Source organism: Streptomyces sp. NPDC094034 (assembly GCF_040303865.1).
GTDB lineage: Bacteria > Actinomycetota > Actinomycetes > Streptomycetales > Streptomycetaceae > Streptomyces.
Genome location: NZ_JBEOUD010000001.1, coordinates 473,287 through 498,446, shown reverse-complemented (window position 1 = coordinate 498,446; position 25,160 = coordinate 473,287). Strand labels below are relative to the sequence as shown.

Annotated in this window: 18 protein-coding genes; 10 read left to right on the top strand and 8 right to left on the bottom strand. The window is 69.8% G+C overall.

The window, feature by feature from the left end:
- The first annotated feature begins 76 nt into the window (after positions 1 to 76).
- The 3 genes from ABTZ59_RS02140 (at position 77) to ABTZ59_RS02130 (ending at position 6,077) form a co-directional block, all read left to right on the top strand.
- Positions 77 to 3,943, top strand: coding sequence for an ABC transporter ATP-binding protein (locus ABTZ59_RS02140; RefSeq protein ID WP_351388444.1), 3,867 nt, complete (start codon positions 77 to 79; stop codon positions 3,941 to 3,943).
- A 236-nt stretch (positions 3,944 to 4,179) separates the two neighbouring features.
- Complete coding sequence (locus ABTZ59_RS02135; protein WP_374402765.1) at positions 4,180 to 4,533, top strand: hypothetical protein; 354 nt, start codon at positions 4,180 to 4,182, stop codon at positions 4,531 to 4,533.
- Positions 4,534 to 4,637: 104 nt separating this feature from the next.
- Complete coding sequence (locus ABTZ59_RS02130; RefSeq protein ID WP_351388439.1) at positions 4,638 to 6,077, top strand: S28 family serine protease; 1,440 nt, start codon at positions 4,638 to 4,640, stop codon at positions 6,075 to 6,077.
- Between the two features lie 109 nt (positions 6,078 to 6,186).
- On the opposite strand, the gene ABTZ59_RS02125 is transcribed toward ABTZ59_RS02130, so the two are convergent.
- Positions 6,187 to 8,034 (bottom strand): glycoside hydrolase family 3 protein, encoded by a 1,848-nt coding sequence (locus ABTZ59_RS02125; protein ID WP_351388435.1) that lies wholly within the window; start codon positions 8,032 to 8,034, stop codon positions 6,187 to 6,189.
- A 168-nt stretch (positions 8,035 to 8,202) separates the two neighbouring features.
- The gene (locus tag ABTZ59_RS02120; RefSeq protein ID WP_351388431.1) at positions 8,203 to 9,111 is read right to left on the bottom strand and encodes a LysR family transcriptional regulator; all 909 of its coding nucleotides are present in this window, start codon (positions 9,109 to 9,111) and stop codon (positions 8,203 to 8,205) included.
- 98 nt (positions 9,112 to 9,209) lie between these two features.
- Between ABTZ59_RS02120 and ABTZ59_RS02115 the strand changes: the two genes are divergently transcribed.
- The gene (locus tag ABTZ59_RS02115) at positions 9,210 to 10,253 is read left to right on the top strand and encodes an EamA family transporter (RefSeq protein WP_351388426.1); all 1,044 of its coding nucleotides are present in this window, start codon (positions 9,210 to 9,212) and stop codon (positions 10,251 to 10,253) included.
- On the opposite strand, the gene ABTZ59_RS02110 is transcribed toward ABTZ59_RS02115, so the two are convergent.
- From ABTZ59_RS02110 to ABTZ59_RS02100, 3 genes are all read right to left on the bottom strand, one after another.
- Positions 10,250 to 11,029 carry a sugar phosphate isomerase/epimerase family protein gene (locus tag ABTZ59_RS02110; RefSeq protein WP_351388422.1) on the bottom strand — a complete coding sequence of 260 codons (780 nt, stop codon included), beginning with the start codon at positions 11,027 to 11,029 and terminating at the stop codon, positions 10,250 to 10,252. The two genes, ABTZ59_RS02115 and ABTZ59_RS02110, sit on opposite strands and share 4 nt — an antisense overlap.
- On the bottom strand, positions 11,026 to 12,009 hold the full coding sequence (locus tag ABTZ59_RS02105) for a bifunctional helix-turn-helix transcriptional regulator/GNAT family N-acetyltransferase (protein ID WP_351388417.1): 984 nt from the start codon (positions 12,007 to 12,009) through the stop codon (positions 11,026 to 11,028). The genes ABTZ59_RS02110 and ABTZ59_RS02105 overlap by 4 nt, the downstream gene beginning before the upstream one ends.
- Positions 12,010 to 12,275: 266 nt before the next feature.
- Positions 12,276 to 13,400: a LacI family DNA-binding transcriptional regulator gene (locus ABTZ59_RS02100; protein ID WP_351388414.1), complete on the bottom strand. Its 1,125-nt coding sequence runs from the start codon at positions 13,398 to 13,400 to the stop codon at positions 12,276 to 12,278.
- A 208-nt stretch (positions 13,401 to 13,608) separates the two neighbouring features.
- Between ABTZ59_RS02100 and ABTZ59_RS02095 the strand changes: the two genes are divergently transcribed.
- The 5 genes from ABTZ59_RS02095 to ABTZ59_RS02075 all read left to right on the top strand — a co-directional run bounded on the left by ABTZ59_RS02095 (position 13,609) and on the right by ABTZ59_RS02075 (position 20,689).
- Positions 13,609 to 14,760 (top strand): Gfo/Idh/MocA family protein, encoded by a 1,152-nt coding sequence (locus ABTZ59_RS02095; RefSeq protein WP_351388407.1) that lies wholly within the window; start codon positions 13,609 to 13,611, stop codon positions 14,758 to 14,760.
- Positions 14,757 to 15,926 carry a dihydrodipicolinate synthase family protein gene (locus ABTZ59_RS02090; protein ID WP_351388404.1) on the top strand — a complete coding sequence of 390 codons (1,170 nt, stop codon included), beginning with the start codon at positions 14,757 to 14,759 and terminating at the stop codon, positions 15,924 to 15,926. Before ABTZ59_RS02095 ends, ABTZ59_RS02090 begins: the two co-directional genes overlap by 4 nt.
- A 44-nt stretch (positions 15,927 to 15,970) precedes the next feature.
- Positions 15,971 to 16,762: a sugar phosphate isomerase/epimerase family protein gene (locus ABTZ59_RS02085; protein WP_351388792.1), complete on the top strand. Its 792-nt coding sequence runs from the start codon at positions 15,971 to 15,973 to the stop codon at positions 16,760 to 16,762.
- A 245-nt stretch (positions 16,763 to 17,007) separates the two neighbouring features.
- A complete protein-coding gene (gene recD2, locus ABTZ59_RS02080) occupies positions 17,008 to 19,257 on the top strand; it encodes an SF1B family DNA helicase RecD2 (protein ID WP_351388397.1) in 2,250 nt (749 codons plus the stop codon).
- Between the two features lie 133 nt (positions 19,258 to 19,390).
- Positions 19,391 to 20,689 (top strand): citrate synthase, encoded by a 1,299-nt coding sequence (locus tag ABTZ59_RS02075; RefSeq protein ID WP_351388391.1) that lies wholly within the window; start codon positions 19,391 to 19,393, stop codon positions 20,687 to 20,689.
- A gap of 507 nt (positions 20,690 to 21,196) precedes the next feature.
- Here ABTZ59_RS02075 and ABTZ59_RS02070 read toward each other — a convergent pair.
- Positions 21,197 to 21,517 carry a heavy-metal-associated domain-containing protein gene (locus ABTZ59_RS02070; protein WP_503001833.1) on the bottom strand — a complete coding sequence of 107 codons (321 nt, stop codon included), beginning with the start codon at positions 21,515 to 21,517 and terminating at the stop codon, positions 21,197 to 21,199.
- Between the two features lie 51 nt (positions 21,518 to 21,568).
- Complete coding sequence (locus ABTZ59_RS02065) at positions 21,569 to 22,216, bottom strand: TetR family transcriptional regulator (RefSeq protein WP_351388380.1); 648 nt, start codon at positions 22,214 to 22,216, stop codon at positions 21,569 to 21,571.
- A 137-nt stretch (positions 22,217 to 22,353) separates the two neighbouring features.
- On the opposite strand from ABTZ59_RS02065, the gene ABTZ59_RS02060 reads away from it, so the two are divergent.
- Positions 22,354 to 24,618 (top strand): MMPL family transporter, encoded by a 2,265-nt coding sequence (locus ABTZ59_RS02060; protein ID WP_351388377.1) that lies wholly within the window; start codon positions 22,354 to 22,356, stop codon positions 24,616 to 24,618.
- Positions 24,619 to 24,735: 117 nt separating this feature from the next.
- On the opposite strand, the gene ABTZ59_RS02055 is transcribed toward ABTZ59_RS02060, so the two are convergent.
- Complete coding sequence (locus ABTZ59_RS02055; protein WP_351388374.1) at positions 24,736 to 24,933, bottom strand: helix-turn-helix transcriptional regulator; 198 nt, start codon at positions 24,931 to 24,933, stop codon at positions 24,736 to 24,738.
- Positions 24,934 to 25,160: the final 227 nt, after the last annotated feature.

Sequence of the window (25,160 nt, the reverse complement as noted above, 5' to 3'; positions counted from 1 at the left end):
GTGTTGCGGAGGGATGAAATCCGCGACGGCCCGCGTTGGTGCCTTCCGGCAGTTCAGGTCGATCGGGAGGAACTCAGTGGCGGCGGCGGAGCAGGGCTGGGCACGGCGGCTCACCGGGTACGCGTGGCGGTATCGGCGCAATGTGGTGCTCGCTCTCGGGTCCTCGCTCGCCGGGATGGCGGTGATGGCTCTCGTCCCGCTGATCACCAAGGTCGTCATCGACGATGTCATCGGGAGCGGCGACCGCTCCCTCCTCGTCTGGACCGGTCTGCTGATCGTCGCGGCCCTCGCCGTCTACGTCATGACGTTCATCCGCCGCTACTACGGCGGGCGGCTCGCCCTCGACGTCCAGCACGATCTGCGTACGGAGATGTACGACACCATCGGCCGGCTCGACGGGCGGCGTCAGGACACGCTCTCCACCGGCCAGGTCATCGGCCGCGCCACCAGCGACCTCCAGCTGATCCAGGGCCTGCTCTTCATGCTGCCGATGACCATCGGCAATGTGCTGCTGTTCCTGATCTCCCTGGTGATCATGGCGTGGCTGTCGCCGCCGCTGACGCTGATAGCGCTGGCGGTCGCCCCCGCCGTCTGGTTCATAGCCCGCCGCAGCCGCACCCGGCTGCACCCCGCCACCTGGTACGCCCAGTCGCAGGCCGCGGCAGTCGCCGGGGTCGTGGACGGGGCCGTCTCCGGCGTACGCGTGGTCAAGGGGTTCGGCCAGGAGGACCAGGAGACGGGCAAGCTCCGCGAGGCCGGCCGCAAGCTGTTCGCCGGGCGGCTGCGCACCGTCAGGCTCAACGCCCGCTACACCCCCGCGCTTCAGGCCGTCCCCGCGCTCGGGCAGGTCGCGATGCTGGCGCTCGGCGGCTGGCTGGCCACCCGGGGGCAGATATCCCTGGGCACGTTCGTCGCCTTCTCCACCTATCTCGCCCAGCTCGTCGGCCCCGTCCGGATGCTCGCCATGGTGCTGACCATCGGGCAGCAGGCGCGGGCCGGGGTGGAACGGGTGCTGGAGCTGATCGATACGGAACCGACCCTTCAGGACGGTACGAAGGAGCTGCCGGCGGACGCCGAGGCATCGGTCGAGTTCGACGACGTGTCGTTCGCGTACGAGGACGGGCGGACGGTACTCGAAGGCTTCTCGCTGGAGATGCGGCCCGGCGAGACCGTCGCCGTCGTCGGCTCGTCCGGCAGCGGAAAGTCCACCGTCTCGCTGCTGCTGCCCCGCTTCTACGATGTGACGCACGGGGCGGTCCTCGTCGGCGGCCATGACGTGCGCGAGCTGACCCTCCACTCGCTGCGGGCCGCCATCGGGCTCGTACCGGAAGACAGCTTCCTCTTCTCCGACACCGTCCGCGCCAACATCGCCTACGGGAAGCCGGACGCCACCGAGGAGGAGATCCTCCGGGCGACCCGCGCCGCCCAGGCCCATGGCTTCATCTCGGAACTGCCCGCGGGCTACGACACCAAGGTGGGCGAGCAGGGCCTCACGCTCTCCGGCGGACAGCGCCAGCGCATCGCGCTCGCACGGGCCATCCTCACCGACCCCCGGCTGCTCGTCCTCGACGACGCCACCTCCGCCGTGGACGCCCGGGTGGAGCACGAGATCCATGACGCGCTGCGGGCGGTGATGGCCGGCCGTACGACGCTGCTCATCGCCCACCGCCGCTCCACCCTCGGACTGGCGGACCGTATCGCCGTACTGGACGGCGGCCGGCTCGCCGACATCGGTACGCATGAGGAGCTTCAGCGGCGCTCCGCCCTCTACCGGCGGCTGCTGACCGAGCCCGACGAACTGGGCGGGGTCTCGCCCGGTCACACCCCGGTCGCGGCCGAGTCCGAGACATCGGTCGAATCCCTGGAGCCACTGGAGTCCCTGGAGTCCCCGGGGTCCGTGGGGTCTCCAGGGTCCCCGGGGTCCGTGGAGGACGCCCGCGCCCTCCAGGCCGAGATCGACGCGGAGTTCGACGCCGAGCGAGGCGTCACCCCCGCCCTGTGGGAACGGAACGAGGCACGCGGGGACGGCTCCTCCGACTCCGCGGCCCCCGGTGCCACGCCCGAACTGCTCGCCCAGGTCGAGGCGCTGCCCCCGGCCATCGACCTGCCCGCGATCGACGAGGCGCGCGCCGTGGCCGCCGAGGACGCGTACGGGCTGCGCCGGCTGCTGCGCGGGTTCGGACTGCCGCTGCTGGTCAGCCTGGCGCTCGTGGCCGTGGACGCCGGTATGGGCCTGCTGCTCCCCGTCCTCATCCGGCACGGCATCGACCAGGGCGTCGAGCAGCTGGCCCTCGGTGCCGTCTGGACGGCCGCCGCGCTCGGTCTGCTGACCGTCCTCGTCCAGTGGGCGGCGCAGATCGGTGAGACCCGCAAGACCGGCCGCACCGGCGAACGGGTCCTCTACGCGCTGCGGCTCAAGATCTTCGCCCAGCTCCAGCGGCTCGGACTCGACTACTACGAGCGTGAGCTGACGGGCCGGATCATGACCCGTATGACGACCGATGTCGACGCACTGTCGACCTTCCTGCAGACCGGGCTCGTCACCGCGTTCGTCTCCGTCGTCACCTTCTTCGGCATCCTGGTGGCGCTGCTGGTGATCGATGTGGAACTGGCGCTGGTGGTCTTCGCGACCCTGCCCGTGCTGATCGTCGGTACGTACTTCTTCCGCCGCAAGAGCGTGCAGGCGTACGAACTGGCCCGCGAGCGCATCAGCGTCGTCAACGCGGACCTCCAGGAGTCCGTGTCCGGGCTGCGGATCGTCCAGGCGTTCCGGCGCGAGAAGGACGGCGGCGAGCGCTTCGCGGCCCGCAGCGACCACTACCGCTCGGCGCGGGTACGGGGTCAGTGGCTGATATCGGTCTACTTCCCCTTCGTCCAGCTGCTCTCCTCGGTGGCCGCCGCCGCGGTGCTGATCGTGGGCGCGGGACGGGTGGAGGCGGGCACGCTGACGACCGGTGCGCTGGTCGCGTACCTCCTCTACATCGATCTGTTCTTCGCGCCGGTGCAGCAGCTCTCGCAGGTCTTCGACGGCTACCAGCAGGCGACCGTCTCGCTGGGCCGGATCCAGGAACTGCTGCGGGAGCGGACGTCGACGGCCGCCCCGAAGGAGCCGCTGGACGTGCTGTCGCTGCGCGGTGAGATCGCCTTCGAGGGCGTCGAGTTCTCGTACGGAGGCGAGCCCGCCGACGGGACCACCGTCGACGGCGTCTCCCGCGGCGAAGTCCCCTCCGACGGAGGTGCGGAGGCCGCGCTGACCGGGGTGGATCTGCGCATACCCGCCGGCCAGACCGTCGCCTTCGTCGGTGAGACCGGCGCGGGCAAGTCCACGCTGGTCAAGCTGGTCGCGCGGTTCTACGACCCGACCGCGGGCCGGGTGACCGCGGACGGTACGGATCTGCGTGAGCTGGACATGACGGCGTACCGGCACCGGCTCGGTGTCGTACCGCAGGAGGCGTATCTCTTCGCCGGTACGGTCCGGGACGCCATCGCGTACGGGCGCCCCGAGGCGACCGACGCGGAGGTGGAGGCCGCGGCCCGCGCGGTCGGCGCCCACGAGATGATCGCCACGCTGGACGGCGGCTATCTGCACGAGGTCGCCGAGCGCGGCCGCAATCTCTCCGCCGGGCAGCGCCAGTTGATCGCCCTGGCCCGTGCCGAACTGGTCGACCCGGACATCCTGCTGCTCGACGAGGCGACCGCCGCGCTGGACCTGGCGAGCGAGGCGCTGGTCAACCAGGCCACCGACCGGCTCACCGGCCGCCGTACCACCCTGGTGGTCGCCCACCGGCTGACCACCGCGGCCCGCGCGGACCGGGTGATAGTGATGGACCACGGCCGGGTCGTGGAGGACGGCACACATGAGCAACTGCTCGCGCTCAACGGCCGGTACACGCGCCTGTGGAGCAGCTTCATCGGCGAGGAGGAGCCCGCGGTGGTGCGGTAGGACGCGACGCGGGCGCGGTGGCGCGACGGGGGTGCGGGGGCGCGACGGGGGCCGCGGGGGCGCGACGGGGGCGTGCGGAGGGGGTACGCGGTGGTACGGGGCGCGGTTCCGCAACCGTCCGGACGCCCCAGGCGTCGTACGCATGTACACCCGAGTAGTCATGGGGGGCATTCGTGTTCGGTTCGGCGGGGACGGCCCGGAGCGGAAGCGGGATCGTAAGAGCGCTTCTGCACTGTCTGGTGGTGCTGATCGCCACGGGAGCCTCGGTCCTGGCCGGTCCCGGTGCGTCAGGCGCCGAGGCCGCGTCGGTCTGTTCGGGCAGACCACAGAAGACGGTCAGCTTCGCCACCGGTGAGCTGCGGGTCTACAAGGACCGCGCCTACGCCTGCGCGGTCACCGTCGCCAAGAACCCCGGACCCAGGCGCGCGATGTCGGTCAGTCTCCAACCGCGCGGCGGTAGCCCGGTCGTGGACAGCGGCGACTACACACGGCGGGCCGGCCCGGTCACGGTGCACGCGCTGAACCGCTGCGTACGGGCGACGGGGGTCGTCTCGGGGCGCAAAGGATCGACCGGCTGGATCCTCTGCTGAGGATTGCGCGGGAGCCCGGCGGGATAAAACGGTCAAGGGGACTGGCGGGCCGGGCAGCGACCGGGCTAGGTTCACGGCGTCTGTCATGAACACAGGGAGTGTGAATGCGCAAGGCGCTGAGATGGGTGCTGTCGCTCGTGCTGGTGATAGGCACGGTGGCCACAGCCGGCGCGGCCACCGCCGCCGATCGGAGTGCGGATCAAAAGACCGCCGCCGACACCGCTGACATCAAGGACCGAATCCTCGCGATCCCGGGGATGAGCCTGATCCAGGAGAAGCCGTACGAGGGTTACCGCTACTTCGTTCTCAACTACACGCAGCCGGTGGACCACCGGAAGCCGTCCAAGGGCACGTTCCAGCAGCGCATCACGCTGCTGCACAAGGACACCAGCCGGCCCACGGTCTTCTTCACCAGCGGCTACAACGTCTCCACCAACCCGAGCCGCAGTGAGCCGACCCGGATCATCGACGGCAACCAGGTCTCGATGGAGTACCGCTTCTTCACCCCGTCGCGCCCGCAGCCGGCCGACTGGTCGAAGCTGGACATCTGGCAGGCGGCCAGCGACCAGCACCGGATCTTCACCGCGCTGAAGAAGATCTACCCCAAGAAGTGGCTCTCCACGGGTGGTTCCAAGGGCGGTATGACCGCCACGTACTTCGAGCGCTACTACCCGCGCGACATGGACGGCGTCGTCGCGTATGTCGCGCCCAACGACGTGTGGAACAACGAGGACTCCGCGTACGACCGGTTCTTCGAGCGCGTCGGCACCAAGGAGTGCCGCGACAAGCTCAACGCGGTGCAGCGTGAGGCGCTGGTCCGGCGCGAGCCGCTGGAGCAGAAGTTCAAGGAGTGGGCGGACGCCAACGGCGCCACCTTCAACACGATCGGCACGCTCGACAAGGCCTACGAGGCCACGGTGCTCGACTTCGTCTGGGGCTTCTGGCAGTACAGCCTGCTCTCGGACTGCGACAGCATCCCGGCGGCCACCGTCTCCGACCAGGAGATCTACGACATCGTCGACTCGATCTCCGGCTTCTCGGCCTATACGGACCAGGGCCTGACGACGTACACGCCGTATTACTACCAGGCCGGCACCCAGCTGGGTTCGCCCGACATCAAGCAGCCGCACCTGGGCGATCTGAGCCGGTACGGCTACCAGCCGCCGCGGAACTTCGTACCGCGCGACATCCCCATGAGGTTCAACCCGCTGACGATGCCGGACGTCGACAACTGGGTCCGTCACCACGCGAACCAGATGCTCTTCGTGTACGGCGAGAACGACCCGTGGGGCGCGGAGCCCTTCCGTCTCGGTCATGGCGCGCGTGACAGCTATGTGTATGTGGCGCCGGGCGCCAACCACGGCGCCAATGTCGCGGGTCTGGTCCCGGACCAGCAGGCGAAGGCCACGGCCAGGATCCTCGCCTGGGCGGGCGTCGCCCCGGCCGCCGTGCAGCAGGACGAGTCGAAGGCGAAGCCGCTGGCTCCGTTCGACTCCAAGCTCGACCGCCAGAAGGTGGAGCGGCAGCAGACCCTGAGGCCGTAGCCGGACAGTTGTGTGAGGTGCCCGCCGTTCACCAGGCCATCAGGTCCGGTGAACGGCGGGCACTTCGCTGTCCTGGGCGCCCGGTCGGTGGGGGTCGGTGCCGGTCGGCTCAGTAGCCCAGTCCATGGCCGATGGGATACAGCACCCGCGCCGGATCGTCCGCGCGCTGCACCGGCACCGGCAGCCGGCCCTTGGGCCGCGTCCGGCCCGCGATCACCCGTGCCGCGGCGCGCAGTTCGACATCGGTCCATGAGTACGCGGCGAGGGAGGCGGTGACACCGGTCAGCTGCGCGATGTCGTACGGATTGCGGATGGCGACCGTGACAACGGGCACACCACTCGCGGCCAACGCGCTGACCAGCGTCCGCTGTGTGCTGGTGGCCGAGACGTTGTACGTGGCCACGACCACCGCGTCCTTGCCCCGCGCGGCCTCCACCGCCGCCTCGATACGCGCCGCGGTCGGCGCCGTACCGGTGGACAGGGCCGTGGCGGTGAAGCCCAGTTCGGTCAGGACGGTGGCCAGAACGGTCGTCGGTGGACCCGTCGTCCCGGAGGGCGAGGCCGGATCGGCGCCCACGACCAGCAGATTCCTCTCCCGGCGGCGGCTCAGGGGCAGCAGTCCGCGCCCGTTGACGAGGAGGGTGGTGGTGCTGTCGGCGATCCGGTCGGCGGCGGTGAGATGCGCCCGGGTGCCGACCTCGCGGTCCACGTCCCGTGACGAGACATAGGGATCGCCGCGGAACAGCCCCAGGCGCTCCTTCAGTTCGAGGATGCGCAGGACCGACTCCTCGACGCGCCGCTCGGTGAGTTCGCCGCTCCTGACCGCCGTCAGGACGGCGTTCCACGCCACCCGGAGGTCCGGCGGATTGAGCAGCTGGTCGACGCCCGCCTTCAGCGCGAGGACGGGCACCCGGTCGTCGCCGTACTTCTGCCGTACGCCCGCCATCCCGAGCGCGTCGGTGATCACCAGGCCGTCGTAGCCGAGCTGTTCGCGCAGGACGCCCGTGACGATGGGGTGCGAGAGGGTCGCGGGGTCCTCGCTGGGGTCGAGGGCGGCGACGACGATGTGCGCGGTCATGATCGAGGTGACACCGGCGGCGATCGCGGCGCGGAACGGTGGCGCGTCCAGCTCCGTCCACTGTTCGCGGGTGTGGTGGATGGTGGGCAGCGCGTAGTGGCTGTCGTCCTTGGTGTCGCCATGACCGGGGAAGTGCTTGGCGGCGGTGGCGATCCCGGCGCTCTGGTACCCCTTGACCTGGGCGGTGACCATCCCGGCCACCGCCTGTGGATCGGCGCCGAAGGACCGTACGCCGATGACGGGATTGGCCGGGTTGACGTTGACGTCCGCGTCCGGCGCGTAGTTCTGGTTGATGCCCATGGCGGCCAGCTCTGTGCCCGCGATCCGGGCGGCCTCCTGGGCGTCGGAGTGCGAACGGGACGCGCCGAGCGCCATCGCGCCCGGCAGCAGCGTGGCGGGCTTGCCGACCCGGGCGACGATGCCGTGCTCCTGATCGGTGGCGATGAGCAGGGGCACGGGAACGCGCTGGGCCAGGCCGGCCTTCTGGATGCCGTTGGAGAGACCGGCGATCTGATGCGGATCACGGGTGTTGTGCGCCCAGGCGAAGTAGATGATCCCGCCGACGTGGTACGTGGAGATCAGCTCGGCGGCCGTGCGGACCCCGATCTCGGCGAGGTTGGCGTCGATGTCGGCCTGGTCGGGCGCGGTGGCGGAGTGGCCGTACACCCGCATGACGAAGAGCTGGCCGACCTTCTCCTCCAGGCTCATCCGGCTGATGAGACGGCGGAGCCGGTCGCGGCGGTCGAGGGGGAGCCGGTCGGGGGCTCGCTCATGGGGCGGGGGAACGGCGGCCGCGGGGACGGTGGCGGTGGCAACAGCCGCCGCCACTACGGCGGTTGCGGTGAGGAGGGCGCGTCTGGAGATGGTCCGGTCGTGCACTGGTGCTCCTTCCGGCCGTGCGCTGCGAGGGAAGTGAAGGAAACTTCCAAGATTTACGGATATCCGGAAAATAAATGCCAGTCAAGGGACGCGCCACGGAAAGCGCCCCAGAGCCACGACGGCCGGCCCACCACCGGGCCCTGGCTGTCACCGGGCCCGGCCCGCCGGTCAGGCGGCGGCGACCACCGGCCAGTGCCGCCGCAATGTCTCCACGGTCGCCGTGACCGCCGGACGTCTGGCCGCTCCCGTCCGCCAGAGCGCGTAGAGCCTGCGTATCGGTACGGGGTCGAGGGCGATCGCGCGTACCCCCTCGGGCAGTGGCCCGCGCCCCAACCGCGGAATCATCGCGATGCCGAGCCCCGCCGCCACCAGCGCCAGCTGTGTGTGGTTCTCCTCCGCCTGGTGCGCCAGATCGGGCTCGCACCCGGCCGCGCGCAGCGTACGCACCAGCCAGTCGTGGCAGACCGTCCCGGGCGGCTGGCAGATCCAGCGCTGCCGCGACAGATCCTCCCGCCGTACGGAGGGCCGCGCCGCCAGCGGATGCGCCACCGGCACGAGCACATCGCACAGGTCGTCCCCGATGACGGCCTGCTCCACGCCCTCGGGGGCGGGCAGCGGCGCGATGTCCCAGTCATGGGCGACCGCCAGATCGATCGCGCCGCGGGCCACCAGATCGATGGAGAGATGCGGATCGATCTCCCGCAGCCGGACATCGAGGGTGGGGTGCCGCACGGCGAGCTCCGCCAGAACGCCGGGGAGCAGGCCACGCGCCGAGGAGGCGAACGCCCCGACGACGAGCTGCCCGGTCGGCTGCCCCCTGCGCTCCTCCAGCGTGGTCTCGGCGCGCTCCACTATCGCGAGCAACTCCTCGGCGGTGGAGGCGAGGTGGCGTGCCTCGTCGGTGAGCGCCACGCCGCGCCCGCGCCGCTCCAGCAGGGTCGTACGGGTCTCCCGCTCCAACTTGGTGATCTGCTGCGACACGGCCGAGGGCGTATAGCCGAGAGCGGCGGCCGCCGCCGCTACGGAACCGTGGACGGAGACGGCGTGCAGCGCGCGCAGTCTGGCCAGATCGAGCATCGCTGCCCCCTTTCCCGGAGAATCATAAGCATCGCTGAATTCCACTATGAAGAAATCCGCGCTGGTGCTACATAGTCCGGCCCGGTGATCCTCTGTGCATGCGCACCACTCATATCGCTCTCGCCGTTGTCGTCACCGCCGTCTGGGGAGTGAACTTCGTCGTCATCGAGGTCGGGCTCGGCCACTTCCCACCACTGCTCTTCTCGGCTCTGCGCTTTCTGGCGGCGGCGCTGCCCGCGGTCTTCTTCGTGGGTCGGCCGAAGGTCGCCTGGAAGTGGGTGATCGGGGTGGGGCTGGTGCTGGGTGTGGCCAAGTTCGGGCTGCTCTTCGTCGGTATGGATCAGGGCATGCCGGCCGGTCTCTCATCGCTTGTCCTCCAGATCCAGGCCGTCTTCACGGCCCTGTTCGCGGCGGTCGCCCTCGGCGAACGGCCGGGCCGCGTACGGCTACTGGGCATGGCTGTCGCACTGGCCGGTATCGCGGTCGCGGCGGTCGACGAGGGAACCTCGGGCCCGCTGCTCGCCTTCACGCTCGTCATCGCCGCCGCGGCCTGCTGGGGCGTCTCCAACGTGCTCACCCGCAAGGCGTCCCCACCCGACGCGCTGAACTTCATGGTGTGGGTGTCCGCCGTGCCCGTACTGCCGCTGCTCGGTCTCTCGCTGCTGTTCGAGGGCCCGGACGCCGACCTGACAGCACTGCGCGCCCTGGACTGGACCGGCGTCGGTGTCATCCTCTACGTCGCCTGGGTCACGACCGTCTTCGGCTTCGGTGCCTGGGGCTTCCTGCTGCGCCGCTACCCCGCCTCGTCCGTCGCGCCCTTCTCACTGCTCGTCCCGGTCTTCGGGATGTCCTCGGCGGCGCTGCTGCTGAGCGAGTCCATCAGCCCCCTGCGCTGGTGCGCGGCGGCGCTGCTGGTCGCGGGAGTGGCCCTCACCTCACTCTCCCGCGCCGGGGACCCACCTCATCGCCCCGCCCCATCGCCCCACCCCGAGCCGCTGCCCACCGGACCGGCCTCCGATGAGCCGATACCCGCCGCTTCCGCCTCCGCCGGATCAGCGCTCGCCGAGCCGTCCTCCGCCGCCTCCGCCCCCTCCGGCCACCTCCCGAACACCCCCGCCGGGCCCCTGACACCGAAGTCCTAGACCAGCCCCTCCAGATGCTCCCGCCCCGCCGCCAGCAGCCCCGGCAACTCCTCCACCCCCGGATACCAGCGCTTCTCGTACTCCCAGCACACCCAGCTGTCGTCATCGAGGAGCGCCAGGCACTCGCCCAGGGGCAGCACCCCCGCCCCCAGCGCCAGCGGCGTCGTATCCTCCGCCGAGGCGATGTCCTTCACCTGGACATAGCCCAGGTACGGGGCGAGCGCCGCGTGCGTGGTGGCCGGCGCCTCGCCGCCCAGCCAGGTGTGCATCACGTCCCACAGCGCCCCCACGTGCTTGTGCCCCACCGGCCCGAGCACCCGGGCCGCGGCCGTACCCGTGCGGTGCGAGTCATGTGTCTCCAGCAGGATCCGTACGCCGACGTCCGCCGCCCGCTCGGCCGCCGCGCCCAGCCGTCGCGCGGCCGTCGCGTCGGCCTCGGCCGAGGGCTGGTCGCCGCCGCCCGGGAAGACCCGGACGAAGGAGGCACCCAGATCCCCTGCCAGCCCCAGCAGTTCGTCCATCTCCTGCCGCAGCCGCTCCTCATCGGCGTCGGCCTCCGCCACCCGCACATACCCGGCAACCGTCAGGATCTCGATTCCGGCGCGCTGGAACTCCTCAACCACCGCGGCCCGTTCGCCTGGCCCGATGCCCGGATGGACCGGCTCCTCCGGGTGGGCGCGCAACTCCACCCCGTGGTAGCCGGTCCCGGCGGCGAGCGCGAGGACGTCGGGGATGGGCAGACCCGGTACCCCGAGGGTGGAGAAGGCGAATTTCACGGTGTTATCCCTTCCTGAGACGAGGTGGCTCCTGTCCTGAGTGGGAGCCGCCAGTCCTGACCGACCAGATCCGCTCCGTACGAGTGGTGCGGGGTCTCGGCGACCAGCGTGAATCCGGCGCGCTGGTAAAGAACGCGGGCGGCGGCGAGGACGTCATTGGTCCACAGCGTCAGTTCCTGATACCCCGCCGCGCGCGCGAAATCCACCACTGTCCCGATCAGCCGCTTCCCGAGGCCGTGTCCCCGGGCGCCGGGCTCGACCAGCAGCAGCCTCAACCTCGCGGTGCCGGGAGCCTGGTCCCGTGCCTCCGGCGCGTCGTCTCGTACGCACATCACGGACCCCACGGGGATGCCGTCGAGCTCGGCGATCCAGACTCGCTCCAGCCGGGAATCGTGGTCCTCCGCGAAGTCCGCGACGATCCGGGCGACGAGCCCCTCGAACTCGGTGTTCCAGCCGTACTCCGCGGCGTACGCGGCGCCATGGCGCTGCACGATCCAGCCCAGCTCGCCGGGCATCGGATCACGCAGGACCGGCTCGTCGCGGTGCGGCGCCCCCAGGCCGTCGGCGCTGAAGATGTCCTGCACAGTCCGCATCGCGTCCGCGAGCCGGGGCCGCTGCTCCGGCTCGACCCGGGCGAGCAGCGAGCCCACTGCCTCCCGTGACCGCTCGTCGAGCAGTGCCGCGGCCTCGCGCCCCTGCGGTGTGAGCGTGATCCGCTGGCGCCGGGAGTCCCGCTCGGACGGCGCGCGTCCGACCAGCCCGTCCTTCTCGAACTTGGTCAGCAGTCTGCTCAGATAGCCGGCGTCGAGCGACAGCTCGACCCGCAGATCGGCGGCGTCGGTGCGCGGCGCGTGGGCCAGCTCGTACAGCACCCGTGACTCGGTGAGCGTGTACGGGGTGTAGAGGTGCCTGCTGTAGTCGAGCGCCCCGATGAGATTCGTGTAGAAGCGGTTGAACGCGCGGATTTCCTGGACGGCCATGATCAACCCCCGAGCTTTTCTTTGACTGAGTCAACGCTACGTCGCGCCATCGACGCTCGGCAAGGCCCCATCCGCGCATTGGCGTCAGCTCGCCATCCGCCGCCTGTCACCCGGCGCTTGCCGCCCGCCACCGCCACCTGCCACCCGGCGCTTGCCGCCCGCCACCCGCCGCCTGACACCGCCGCCCGCCACCAGTTGCCCGCCATCGCCGCGCGCCACCCGCCCGGCTGACCGGTCTGCCGGTCGCCGGTCAGCCGGTCAGTTGGTCAGCCGGTCGGCTGGCCCCGGCCCCGGTCCACCCGCGGCGGCGCCGTCGACGCCCGTGCCATCAACTCGGCCGTGATCGTGGCGATCCCGCCCGGCGGCGGCGTCTCCGTGCCCATCGCCAGCCGGCCCGCGCGCGCTCCCGCCTCGTACAGCGGCAGCCGCACCGTCGTCAGCGCCGGCGTCGCGTCGACCGAGAACGGAAGATCGTCGAAGCCCGCCACCGAGACGTCCTCCGGGATGCGCAGCCCCTGATCCCGTACCGCCGCGCACGCGCCCAGCGCCACCGTGTCGTTGGCGGCGACCACGGCGGTCAGATCCGGTGCGCGGCGCAGCAGTTCAAGCGTCGCCTCGTATCCGGACCGGCGGCTGTAGGGGCCGTGCACGATCAGCTCCTCCCGCCCCGCCCGCCCCGCGCCGGATCCCGTGCCCGCCGCCGGACCTCCAAGCCCCGCCGCCGCCATCGCCGCCTGGTGTCCCTCCAGCCGGTGCCGGGTCGTCGTCCGCTCCAGCGGGCCCGCGACATAGCCGATCCTTCGGTGCCCCAGCGTGAGCAGATGCTCCGTCAGCCGCCGCCCGCCGCCGCGGTTGTCGAAGGCCAGCGAGGCCACGATCGCGTCGCTGCCCGGCAACGGCGGTCGTCCGCACAGCACCACCCGGGTTCCCGCGTCCGCGAGTTTCGCCAGCTTCGTGGTCATCGCGGCGATATGGCCCGGGTCTTCGAGCGCACCGCCGGTGAGGATGACGGCCGCGGCCCGCTGGCGCTGGAGCAGGGTCAGATAGGTGAGTTCACGCTCGGGTGAACCTCCCGTGTTGCAGACGACGGCGAGCTTCTCGCCGCCGGCCCGGCCGGTGCCCTCATGGCCACCGATCTCGGTCTGTGCCGCCCCCGCCATGATCCCGAAGAACGGGTCCGCGATGTCGTTGACGAGGATGCCGACCAGATCGGAGGTGGCGGCGGCAAGCGAACTCGCGGGCCCGTTGAGCACGTAATCCAGGTCGTCCACCGCGCGCAGCACACGCTCCCGGGTGGCGGCGGCGACCGGGTAGTTGCCGTTCAGTACGCGGGAGACGGTGGCGGGCGACACCCGGGCGCGGGCCGCCACATCCGCCAGGGTGACTGTCATCGCTTTCCTCCGAGGGGACGAGGGTGATCGAGGTGCGTTCAGGACGAGGTTCAGGACGAGGTTCAGGACGGGATTCGGGACGGGATTCGGGACGAGACCGGTACGGGATCAGTGCGGGATCGGAGCCGGGCTCTTGTCCGGCTCGCTGTCGCAGGCTAGCTTCTTACCGAATAGAAAGCGCTTGCTACGGCAATATGGAGGAACCTTCGTGACACGCAGGACAGTGCGGATCGCCATGAACGGCGTCACGGGGCGGATGGGGTACCGGCAGCATCTGCTCCGCTCCATCCTCGCGATCCGCGAGCAGGGCGGACTGGACCTCGGGGGCGGCGAGGCGCTGTGGCCCGAGCCCGTACTCGTCGGCCGCCGCGAACACGCCCTCGGGGAGATCGCCGAACGACACGGCCTCACCGAATGGTCCACCGATCTTGACGCCGTCCTCGCGGACGACACGATCGACATCTACTTCGACGCCCAGGTCACCGCCGCGCGGGTCGAGGCCATCAAGAAGGCGATCGCCGCCGGTAAGCACATCTACACCGAGAAGCCGACGGCGGCCGATCTCGACGGCGCCCTCGAACTGGCCCGGCTGGCGCGTGACGCCGGGATCAGGCACGGCGTCGTCCAGGACAAGATCTTCCTGCCGGGTCTGCTCAAGCTGAAGCGCCTCATCGACGGCGGCTTCTTCGGCGAGATCCTCTCCGTGCGGGGAGAGTTCGGCTACTGGGTCTTCGAGGGCGACTGGCAGGACCCCCAGCGCCCCTCCTGGAACTACCGCACCGAGGACGGCGGCGGCATCACCGTGGACATGTTCCCGCACTGGGAATACGTCCTGCACGAGCTGTTCGGCCGGGTCACCACGGTCCAGGCGCACATCACCACACACATGCCGCGTCGCTGGGACGAGCAGGGCAAGCCGTACGCCGCGACCGCCGACGACGCCGCCTATGGCATCTTCGAGCTGGACGGCGGAGTGGTCGCCCAGATCAACTCCTCCTGGACGGTCCGGGTCAACCGCGACGAGCTGGTCGAGTTCCAGGTCGACGGCACACAGGGCTCGGCCGTCGCGGGTCTGCGCCGCTGCCGCGTCCAGCATCGCGCCACGACCCCCAAACCCGTCTGGAACCCGGATCTGCCCGCCACCGAATCCTTCCGCGACCAGTGGCAGGAAGTGCCGGACAACGCCGAGTTCGACAACGGTTTCAAGGCGCAGTGGGAGCTGTTCCTGCGCCATGTGGCGCTCGGTGAGCCGTACCACTGGGATCTGCTCGCGGGCGCGCGCGGTGTACAACTCGCCGAACTGGGGCTGCGGTCCTCGGCGGAGGGCCGCCGCTTCGAGGTACCGGAGCTGGCACTGTGACGCTCCGACTGCCTTCCCCGGGCGGCGGATCGCGTATGTACAGGCCTCGCTCCGAACCCGCCCGCCTCGCACCGGGCGGGGCGCCCCTCGCCTCCCGTACGGTCTTCTCCGCGGCCCATGTCGTGGCCGATCCGTACGCCGATGTCGCCCCCGACGCGCCCGCCGCCGTCGATTGGGACGCCACGCTCGCCTTCCGCCGTCATCTCTGGTCGCACGGCCTCGGTGTCGCCGAGGCCATGGACACCGCGCAGCGAGGCATGGGCCTGGACTGGGCGGGCGCGGCCGAGCTGATCCGGCGCTCCGCCGCCGAGGCGAAGGCGGTGGGCGGCCGGATCGCGTGCGGCGTGGGCACCGACCAACTGGTCCCCGGTGCGGACGGTTCCGATTCCCTGGACGCGGTCCGTGCGGCCTACGAGGAGCAGTTGGCGCTCGTCGAGGAGACCGGTTCACAGGCGATCCTGATGGCCTCCCGGGCCCTCGCCGCGACCGCCAAGAGCCCCGACGACTACCTCACCGTGTATGCCCATCTCCTGCGCCAGGCGTCGGAGCCGGTCGTGCTGCACTGGCTCGGCCCGATGTTCGACCCCGCGCTGGAGGGCTACTGGGGCAGTACGGACCTCGACGCGGCCACCGAGACGTTCCTCCAGGTCATCGCCGAACATCCGGACAAGGTCGACGGCGTCAAGATCTCCCTCCTGGACGCCGGGCGCGAGATCGAGCTGCGTCGCGCACTGCCCAGGGGCGTGCGCTGCTACACCGGTGACGATTTCCACTACCCCGAGCTGATCGCGGGCGACGACCGAGGCTTCAGCCACGCCCTTCTCGGGATCTTCGATCCCCTGGGGCCGCTCGCCGCGGAAGCCGTACGCGTCCTGGACACGGGCGACACGAAGGGCTTCCGGGAACTTCTCGATCCCACTGTCGAGTTGTCCCGTCATCTCTTCCGGTCGCCGACCCGCTTCTACAAGACGGGCGTGGTGTTCCTCGCCTGGCTGGCCGGACACCAGGACCATTTCTCGATGGTCGGCGGCCTCCAGTCGGCCCGCTCGTTGCCCCATCTGGCGCGGGCGTACGAACTGGCCGACGGGCTCGGTCTGTTCCCCGACCCGGCGGTGGCGGAGGCGCGAATGACATCCCTGCTCGGCGTGTACGGAGTGGACCAGTGACCGATCGGCCGGTGCCGGAGCTGAAGCGCTTCAGCATCAACCAGATGACGGTGAGACAGCTGTCGCTGCCCGACCTGACCGAGGCGTGTGTACGTCTCGGTGTGCCAGGGCTCGGGCTGTGGCGCGAGCCCGTCCAGGCATACGGAATCGAGGCCACCGCCAAGCTCGTACGCGACGCGGGCCTCGCGGTCACCACGCTCTGCCGCGGCGGCTTCCTCACCGCGATCGCCCCCGGCCGGCGGGCCGAGGCGCTGGCCGACAACCGCGCGGCGATCGACGAGGCCGCGGCGCTGGGCACGGACACCCTCGTCCTGGTTTCCGGCGGGCTCCCGGAGGGAAGCCGGGATCTCCCCGGGGCGCGGGAACGGATCGCCGACGCCCTGGGCGAACTGGCGCCGTACGCGGCGGAGCGCGGGGTGCGGCTCGCCATCGAGCCGCTGCACCCGATGTTCGCGGCCGACCGCTGTGTGGTCTCCACCCTCGATCAGGCTCTTGACCTGGCAGAACGCTTTCCCGCCGATCAGGTGGGGGTGGCTGTCGACACGTACCACATCTGGTGGGACGACCGGGCGCCCGCGGCCGTCGCCCGCGCGGCTTCGCGGATCTTCACCTTCCAGCTGGCCGACTGGACGACACCGCTCCCGGCCGGGGTGCTGAACGGCCGCGGCCAGATCGGGGACGGCGCCGTCGATATGCGTGCCTGGCGAGAACGGGTCGACGCGGCGGGCTATACCGGTCCGGTCGAAGTGGAGCTGTTCAACGACGCACTGTGGGCGCGGGACGGCGTGGAACTGCTCACCGAGGTCATCGAGCGGTATGTACGGCACGCCCTGTAGACACGGTCGCCCGATACCGGGCCCGGAAAATTACTCAGAGGAATCGTGCAACCCTTCTGGGGTGACGTGAGTCGTATACGTCAACAGGGCTTTCGGGGGAGGGATCCGGGGGGATCAGGAAAGCTCTGTCGAGGGGGAGCGCGCGGGGCCCGGTCCAGTGGGACCGGGCCCCTGGTAGTTGTCCACAGACGGGGAGTTGTCCACAGGGCGGCCGGGATGTCGGAGCCTGGCGGTAGCGTCGGATCATGTCCAATCCCGCTGTGCTCGAAGCCGTCCTTGAGCGGATCACGTACGCCAATGAGGAGAACGGCTATACGGTCGCCCGCGTCGACACCGGCCGCGGCGCCGATCTCCTCACCGTGGTCGGCTCGTTGCTGGGCGCACAGCCCGGTGAGTCACTGCGTATGGAGGGCCGCTGGGGCTCGCACCCCCAGTACGGCAAGCAGTTCACGGTGGAGAACTACACCACGATCCTGCCGGCGACGATCCAGGGCATCCGCCGCTATCTCGGCTCCGGTCTGATCAAGGGCATCGGCCCCGTGTTCGCCGACCGTATCGTCGAGCACTTCGGCCTGGACACCCTCGACATCATCGAGCAGCAGCCCAAGAGGCTCGTGGAAGTTCCCGGCCTCGGCCCCAAGCGGACGAAGCGGATCGCCGCCGCCTGGGAGGAGCAGAAGGCCATCAAGGAGGTCATGGTCTTCCTCCAGGGGGTGGGTGTCTCCACCTCCATCGCCGTCCGCATCTACAAGAAGTACGCGGACGCCTCGATCTCCGTCGTCAAGAACGAGCCGTACCGGCTGGCGGCCGACGTCTGGGGGATCGGCTTCCTCACCGCCGACCGGATCGCCCAGGCCGTCGGGATCCCGCACGACAGCCCGGAGCGGGTCAAGGCCGGGCTCCAGTACGCCCTGTCCCAGTCCACCGATCAGGGCCACTGCTTCCTGCCGGAGGATCGGCTCATCGCGGATGCCGTGAAGCTGCTCCAGGTCGATACCGGCCTGGTCATCGACTGCCTCGCCGAGCTGGCCGCCGAGGACGAGGGAGTCGTACGGGAAAGGGTGCCGGGGCCGGACGGCGGCGAGGAGGAGGTCACGGCCGTCTATCTGGTCCCCTTCCACCGCGCCGAGCTGTCCCTCTCCGCTCAGTTGCTGCGGCTGCTGCGCACGGGCGAGGACCGGATGCCGGCCTTCCAGGACGTGGTCTGGGACCGGGCGCTGACCTGGCTGGCGGGCCGTACGGGCGCCGAGCTGGCCCCCGAGCAGCAGCAGGCGGTGCGGCTCGCGCTCACCGAGAAGGTCGCCGTTCTGACCGGCGGCCCCGGCTGCGGAAAGTCCTTCACGGTCCGCTCGATCGTGGAGCTCGCGCGGGCCAAGAAGGCCAAGGTGGTCCTCGCCGCGCCGACCGGACGGGCGGCCAAGCGGCTCGCGGAGCTGACCGGAGCCGAGGCGTCCACGGTCCACCGGCTGCTGGAGCTCAAGCCGGGCGGGGACGCGGCGTACGACCGGGACCGCCCGCTGGATGCCGACCTGGTGGTGGTCGACGAGGCGTCGATGCTCGATCTGCTGCTGGCCAACAAGCTGGTCAAGGCGGTGGCCCCGGGGGCGCATCTGCTGCTTGTCGGGGATGTGGACCAGCTTCCCTCGGTCGGGGCCGGCGAGGTGCTGCGCGATCTGCTGGCCGAAGGCGGCCCCGTGCCCCGGGTCCGGCTCACCCGTATCTTCCGGCAGGCCCAGCAGTCGGGGGTGGTCACCAATGCGCACCGCATCAACTCCGGGGTACCGCCGATCACGCAGGGCCTCGTCGACTTCTTCCACTTCGTCGAGGAGGAGACCGAGGACGCGGGCCGACTGACCGTCGAGGTGGCGGCCCAGCGGATTCCCGCCAAATTCGGACTCGACCCGCGGCGCGATGTGCAGGTGCTGGCGCCGATGCACCGCGGCCCGGCCGGCGCGGGCGCGCTGAACGCCCTGCTCCAGCAGGCCATCACCCCCGCCAGGCCCGACCTTCCCGAGAAGCGGCTCGGCGGCCGGGTCTTCCGCGTCGGCGACAAGGTCACGCAGATCCGCAACAACTACGAGAAGGGGGAGAACGGCGTCTTCAACGGCACGGTCGGCGTCGTCACCTCACTCAGCATGGACGACCAGCGGCTGACGGTGCTGACGGACGAGGACGAGGAGGTTCCGTACGACTTCGACGAGCTGGACGAGCTGGCGCACGCGTACGCCGTGACGATCCACCGCTCCCAGGGCAGCGAGTATCCGGCCGTGGTCATTCCGGTCACCACCGGTGCCTGGATGATGCTCCAGCGGAATCTGCTGTATACGGCGGTCACCCGCGCCAAGAAGCTCGTCGTGCTGGTCGGCTCCCGCAAGGCCATAGGACAGGCGGTGCGCACGGTTTCCGCGGGCAGACGCTTCACAGCCCTCGACCACCGGCTGACGGGACTTTCCGCACCTCGGCTTCCCACAACTGGGGCGAAGGGGGCAGGATGAACAAGTTGGCGGCACTGAGTGCCGCCAAAAGGCCTAAAGGTCGACCCCGAGTGCACTCTCCTGAGCCAAATGGGGGATGGTAGAGACAGTCAGGGCACCTCGAAGAAGAGGCACTACGTCGGTGAGGGATGACGTGAGCGAGAAACGCGACAACGCGGTAGTACTGCGGTACGGCGACGGCGAGTACACCTACCCGGTGATCAACAGCACCGTCGGCGATACGGGCTTCGACATCGGGAAGCTCCGTTCTCAGACCGGTCTGGTGACACTGGACAGTGGATACGGCAATACCGCCGCCTACAAGTCCGCGATCACCTATCTCGACGGCGAGCAGGGCATCCTGCGCTACCGCGGCTATCCGATCGAGCAGCTGGCGGAGCGTTCCAGCTTCGTCGAGGTGGCGTATCTGCTGATCAACGGCGAGCTGCCGACGGTCGACCAGCTGGCGTCGTTCAAGAACGAGATCACCCAGCACACGCTGCTGCACGAGGACGTCAAGCGGTTCTACGACGGCTTCCCGCGCGACGCCCACCCGATGGCGATGCTGTCCTCCGTGGTCAGCGCGCTGTCCACGTTCTACCAGGACAGCCACAACCCGTTCGACGAGAAGCAGCGTCATCTCTCCACGATCCGGCTGCTCGCCAAGCTGCCCACCATCGCGGCCTACGCGTACAAGAAGTCGATCGGCCACCCCTTCGTCTACCCGCGCAATGACCTGGGGTACGTCGAGAACTTCCTGCGGATGACCTTCTCGGTCCCCGCGCAGGAGTATGTGCCGGACCCGGTCGTGGTCGCCGCCCTCGACAAGCTGCTGATCCTGCACGCGGACCACGAGCAGAACTGTTCGACCTCGACCGTGCGTCTGGTCGGCTCCTCGCAGGCGAACATGTTCGCCTCGATCTCCGCAGGCATCAGCGCCCTGTGGGGCCCGCTGCACGGTGGCGCCAACCAGTCGGTGCTGGAGATGCTTGAGGGCATCCAGGCGTCCGGCGGCGATGTGGACTCCTTCATCCGCAAGGTGAAGAACAAGGAAGACGGCGTGAAGCTCATGGGCTTCGGGCACCGCGTCTACAAGAACTTCGACCCCCGGGCGAAGATCATCAAGGCGGCGGCGCACGACGTCCTCTCGGCTCTCGGCAAGTCCGACGAACTGCTCGACATCGCGCTCAAGCTCGAAGAGCACGCACTTGCCGACGACTACTTCGTCGAGCGGAAGCTCTACCCGAACGTGGACTTCTACACCGGTCTGATCTACCGGGCCATGGGCTTCCCGACCGAGATGTTCACCGTTCTCTTCGCGCTCGGCCGGCTGCCCGGCTGGATCGCCCAGTGGCACGAGATGATCAAGGAGCCGGGCTCCCGTATCGGCCGTCCGCGCCAGATCTACACGGGTGAGGTCCTGCGCGACTTCGTCCCGGTCGAGTCCCGCTGACCCACGCTTCCCCGCGCCCGGGCCCCCGAGGGCCCGGCGCGCCGCTCTTATCGCGCACGCCGGTGTACGCCGGGTGTACGCAGCGAAAAGCGCCCCGCCGCCGATCCCCCCACGGGTCGGCGAACGGGGCGCTTTCCATATCCCCGGAGCGGATTCCCCCCACGGGATCCGGGCCGGGCGTCTGCCGTAACCATCAACGGCTACTAGCGGTCGGACCGGGGTACGTACGGGAGGGCCGCTCAAAGCTCCCCGGTGCACGTGCCCCGGCCAATCGCGTGCATGAGACGTCCCCCAAGACATCCCACACGATCCCGTCGAACGTCCCCCAAGACGTTCTCTGGCATCGTCCTCTTAGACTCGCGAGTCGACCTAATGGTTACCCCTCAATCTATGTGATCTAGATCTCTTTGTGAAGGTCCTGTGGTGCATGTGAAGGACCGCAGGCGCATAGAAGGTGCTAACCGCATAAACGGAGGAGTGGGCGAGTCCCTGCCTCTGATCGTGCGGTCAGGCCTGTCCGGCCAGCTCGTACCCGGCTTCGTCGACGGCGGCGCGGACGGCCTCCTCGTCCAGCGGAGTCTGGGATACGACGGTCACCCGGCCCGTGGCGGCCGTGGCCTCCACGGACGTGACGCCCTCGATCCCGGAGATCTCGCTGGAGACGGCACCCTCGCAGTGTCCGCAGGTCATGCCGGTGACCTGGTAGACGGTGGTGACCTGGTTCTTCGTCTCGGCAGTCATGGCGTTTCTCCTCTTTCGGGGCTGACGTGGGTCCGGATGGCGTGTCGGGGGTGCGCGTGGGTCGCGCGACTCCCCGACAACCGCGATTTTACCCCTAGGGGGTATGTTGCGGAATCCGGCCCGGCGATGGCCGCCGGCTCAGCAATCCCCGACGAGCGGATCGATGTAGCGGAAGAGGATCGTCTTCAGCTCGGCGATGTACGCGTCCCGTTCCGCGGGCTCCGCGGCGAGGACCACGTCCATGCCCGCCTTGAACACGGTGAAGACCATGCGTGCGACCCGGGTGATGTCGGGCTCGGGTGTCGCGGGGAGGTAGCCGGCGAGGACTTCCTCGACCCGGGTGAGCATGGAGGAGTGCAGGGCGTCGTGCTCACGGGTGACCTGGCCGGGAATGTCGGGGCCGTGCATGAGGACGCCGAAGGCGGGGTTCTCGAAGTTGAACTGGATCAGCGGGTCGAGGACGGCGTCCAGCAGCTGGTCCAGCGGCAGTTCGAGGTGGGCCGGGGTGAACGCCTGGCCGTAGGTGGCGCGCCAGCGCGTCAGCAGCTGATCGCCCAGCTCCACCGCGATGGCTTCCTTGTTCGGGAAGAACTGGTAGAGCGTGCCCGGGGAGACTCCGGCCTCGCGGGCGATGGAGTTGGTGCTCGCCGCGGTGTAGCCGGTGGTGCAGAAGACGTTGGCCGCCGCTTCGAGGAGCTGGGCGATGCGGCGCTCGCCGCGGGCCTGACGGCGGCGCGGCTTTCCCGTCCCGTTCTCGCTGCCGTTCTTGGCCTCCGGCATGTGCATCCCCGGCTTTCCTGGATCGGTTGACAAACGCGAGTGGTGGCTCGCATTATTGATTAATGCGAGCGATGACTCGTGTTTTCCATTCTATGGCAATGACTGACCCATGCCACGGGTCACGGTGAAGGGGACACCGCACCATGTCCGAAGTCAATACGGAACCGAGTCTTGGGGGATGGACCCGGTTCGTCACCGCGCGCCCGAGGCTCTCTCTACTGGTCGCACTGGTGATCACGGCCCTGGCCGTCTTTGCCGGAAGCGGCGTCGCCGACCGGATGGGCAGCGGCGGCTGGGCGGATCCGGCCGCCGAGTCGACATACGCGACGCGGGCGCTGGAGCGGGAGTTCCCGGCTTCCCAGCCCAATCTGTTGCTGCTCGTCGACAGCGGCAGCCGGAGTGTGGACGACCCCGCGGTGGCCGCGGAGGCAAAGCGGCTCACGGACCGGCTCGCGGCCGAGCCGGGCATCACCGGGGTGGGGTCCTACTGGGGGACCGGATCGGCCGCGCTGCGCGCCGAGGACGGCCGGGAAGCGCTGATCGCGGCGAGGATCGAGGGCGATGAGAAGACGGCCGCCGCGGCCCTGGACCGGATAGCGCCCGAATTCCGCGGTACGCACGGACCGTTGGAGGTCTCGCTCGGCGGACCCGTCGCCGTGCAGCACGAGATGCAGGACCTCATCAAGGAGGATCTGCTCCGGGCCGAGCTGATCGCCCTGCCGGTGACGCTGGTCCTGCTGGTGATGGTCTTCGGCAGCGCGGTGGCAGCACTTCTGCCGCTCGGGCTCGGCATCGTCGCCATCCTGGGGACGAACGCGGTACTGCGCGGGATCACCGAGCTCACCGACGTCTCTGTCTTCGCACAGAATCTCACCACGGCCCTGGGCCTCGGACTGGCCGTGGACTACGCCCTGTTCATCGTGCGCCGGTTCCGCGAGGAGCTGGCCGGGGGAGCCGAGGTACGGGACGCCGTGGGCGTCACGCTGCGCACCGCCGGGCGGACGGTGCTGTTCTCCGCGCTGACGGTGGCGGTGTCGCTGGCCGCCATGATGGTCTTCCCCCAGTACTTCCTTCGCTCCTTCGCCTATGCCGGAATCGCGGTGGTGCTGCTGGCGGCGGCCGCCGCGCTGATACTGCTGCCGGCCGCGCTGATGCTGCTGGGCCACCGCGTCAACGCGCTGGATCTACGGGTGCTGCTGCGCCGGGGGCGGCGGAAGTCCGGGGCGCCGGACGGATCGGGAGCCGCGGGCGCGTCCGCCGAGCCGGGGGCCGGCTGGGGGCGTATGGCAGCACTGGTGATGCGTCGGGCGCCGGTCTTCGCCCTCGCCACGGCGGCCGGGCTGATCGTGCTCGGACTGCCCTTCCTGGGAGCCACGTTCGGCACCGCCGACTACCGGCAGCTGCCGGCGAGCGCCGACTCCCGGGTGGTCCAGGAGGAGATACGGGACGGCTTTCCCGGCAGTCCCAGCGGGAGCCTGGAGGTGTTCGTGGAGGGCGCTGCCACGCCCGCCGAATACGCCGACTACCGGGGCCGGATAGCGGCTCTGCCGGGGGTGCTCGGGGTCGAGGGTCCCGTCACCTCGGGCGAGCACGGGTACTTCACGGTGCGGGCCGAGGGAGAGGCCGTGGGGCCCCAGGCCCAGCGGCTTGTCCGTGACATCCGCGGGGAACCGGCCGCGTTCGACACATCGGTGACCGGCACCGCCGCCGTCCTGGTCGACTCCAAGGACGCGATTGCCGACCGGCTGCCCTGGGCGGTGGCCATCATCGTGGTGGTGACCCTGCTGCTGGTCTTCCTTCTCACCGGAAGCGTGCTGATTCCGGTCCAGGCTGTCGTGCTCAACGCGCTGAGTCTTACCGCGATGTTCGGGGCGGTGGTCTGGATATTCCAGGACGGCAACCTCTCCGGGCTGCTCGGCTTCACCGCCACCGGTGACATCGAGACGACCTTGCCGGTCCTGATGTTCTGTGTCGCCTTCGGACTCTCCATGGACTACGGCGTCTTCCTGCTCTCCCGGATCAAGGAGGAGCACGACCGGAGCGGTGACCACGAACAAGCCGTGACCTTTGGCCTCCGGCGTACCGGTGGACTGATCACGGCGGCGGCCGTGATCCTCGCGGTGGTCATGGTGGGCATAGGCACCTCCCGGGTGACCAACACGAAGATGCTCGGGCTCGGTATCGCGCTCGCCGTACTCATGGACGCGATGGTGGTCCGCAGCCTGCTGGTGCCCGCGGTGATGAAGCTGACCGGCAGGGCGACTTGGTGGGCTCCCGGGCCGCTGCGCCGCTTCCATGACCGGTTCGGGCTGAGTGAGGGCGAGTCGAAACCGATCGTTGATAAGGGCGCGGGGGATCCGGCTCGGACGGAGCCCCCTGCCCGGGACCGGGACACGGCGGGCGTCTGACGCCTGACCGAGGCGCAACGGGCGCCGTGGGCCCGTACCGGATCGGACGCGCCAACAGCGTCCGGATCGGTGCGGGCGCACGGCGGGCCCACGGCGGGCGGGCGGCCGGTGCCTCGCTCAGCTTCTGTTGCTTCTGTTGCCGGGACGCTGGGCCACCCAGACGCGGACGGTGTCCGCGTACCAGTAGGGCTTTCCGTTCTCCACATGGTCCGGAGGCGGAAGCAGTCCGTGCTTGCGATACGAGCGGACGGTGTCCGGCTGCACCCTGATGTGCGCCGCGATCTCCTTGTATGACCAGAGCCTTCTGTCCGTCATCAGTGACACCTCCCCGCGTCCGCCGCAGGGAGGCCGGTGGGCCGTCTGGGGAGCTGCGGCACGACGCTGGTGATCACCCACCCTGTGCCCCCCGAGCGACACAGAGTGATGAGGAGAGAGGATTTGTCACCTCCCTGTGACGGAAGGGCCATGTAATGGAGATATGCGTGACGGTAGAGGGACCTTTGTGGCGCATGCGGCACATAAGGCGCGCGCCTCAAGTGACA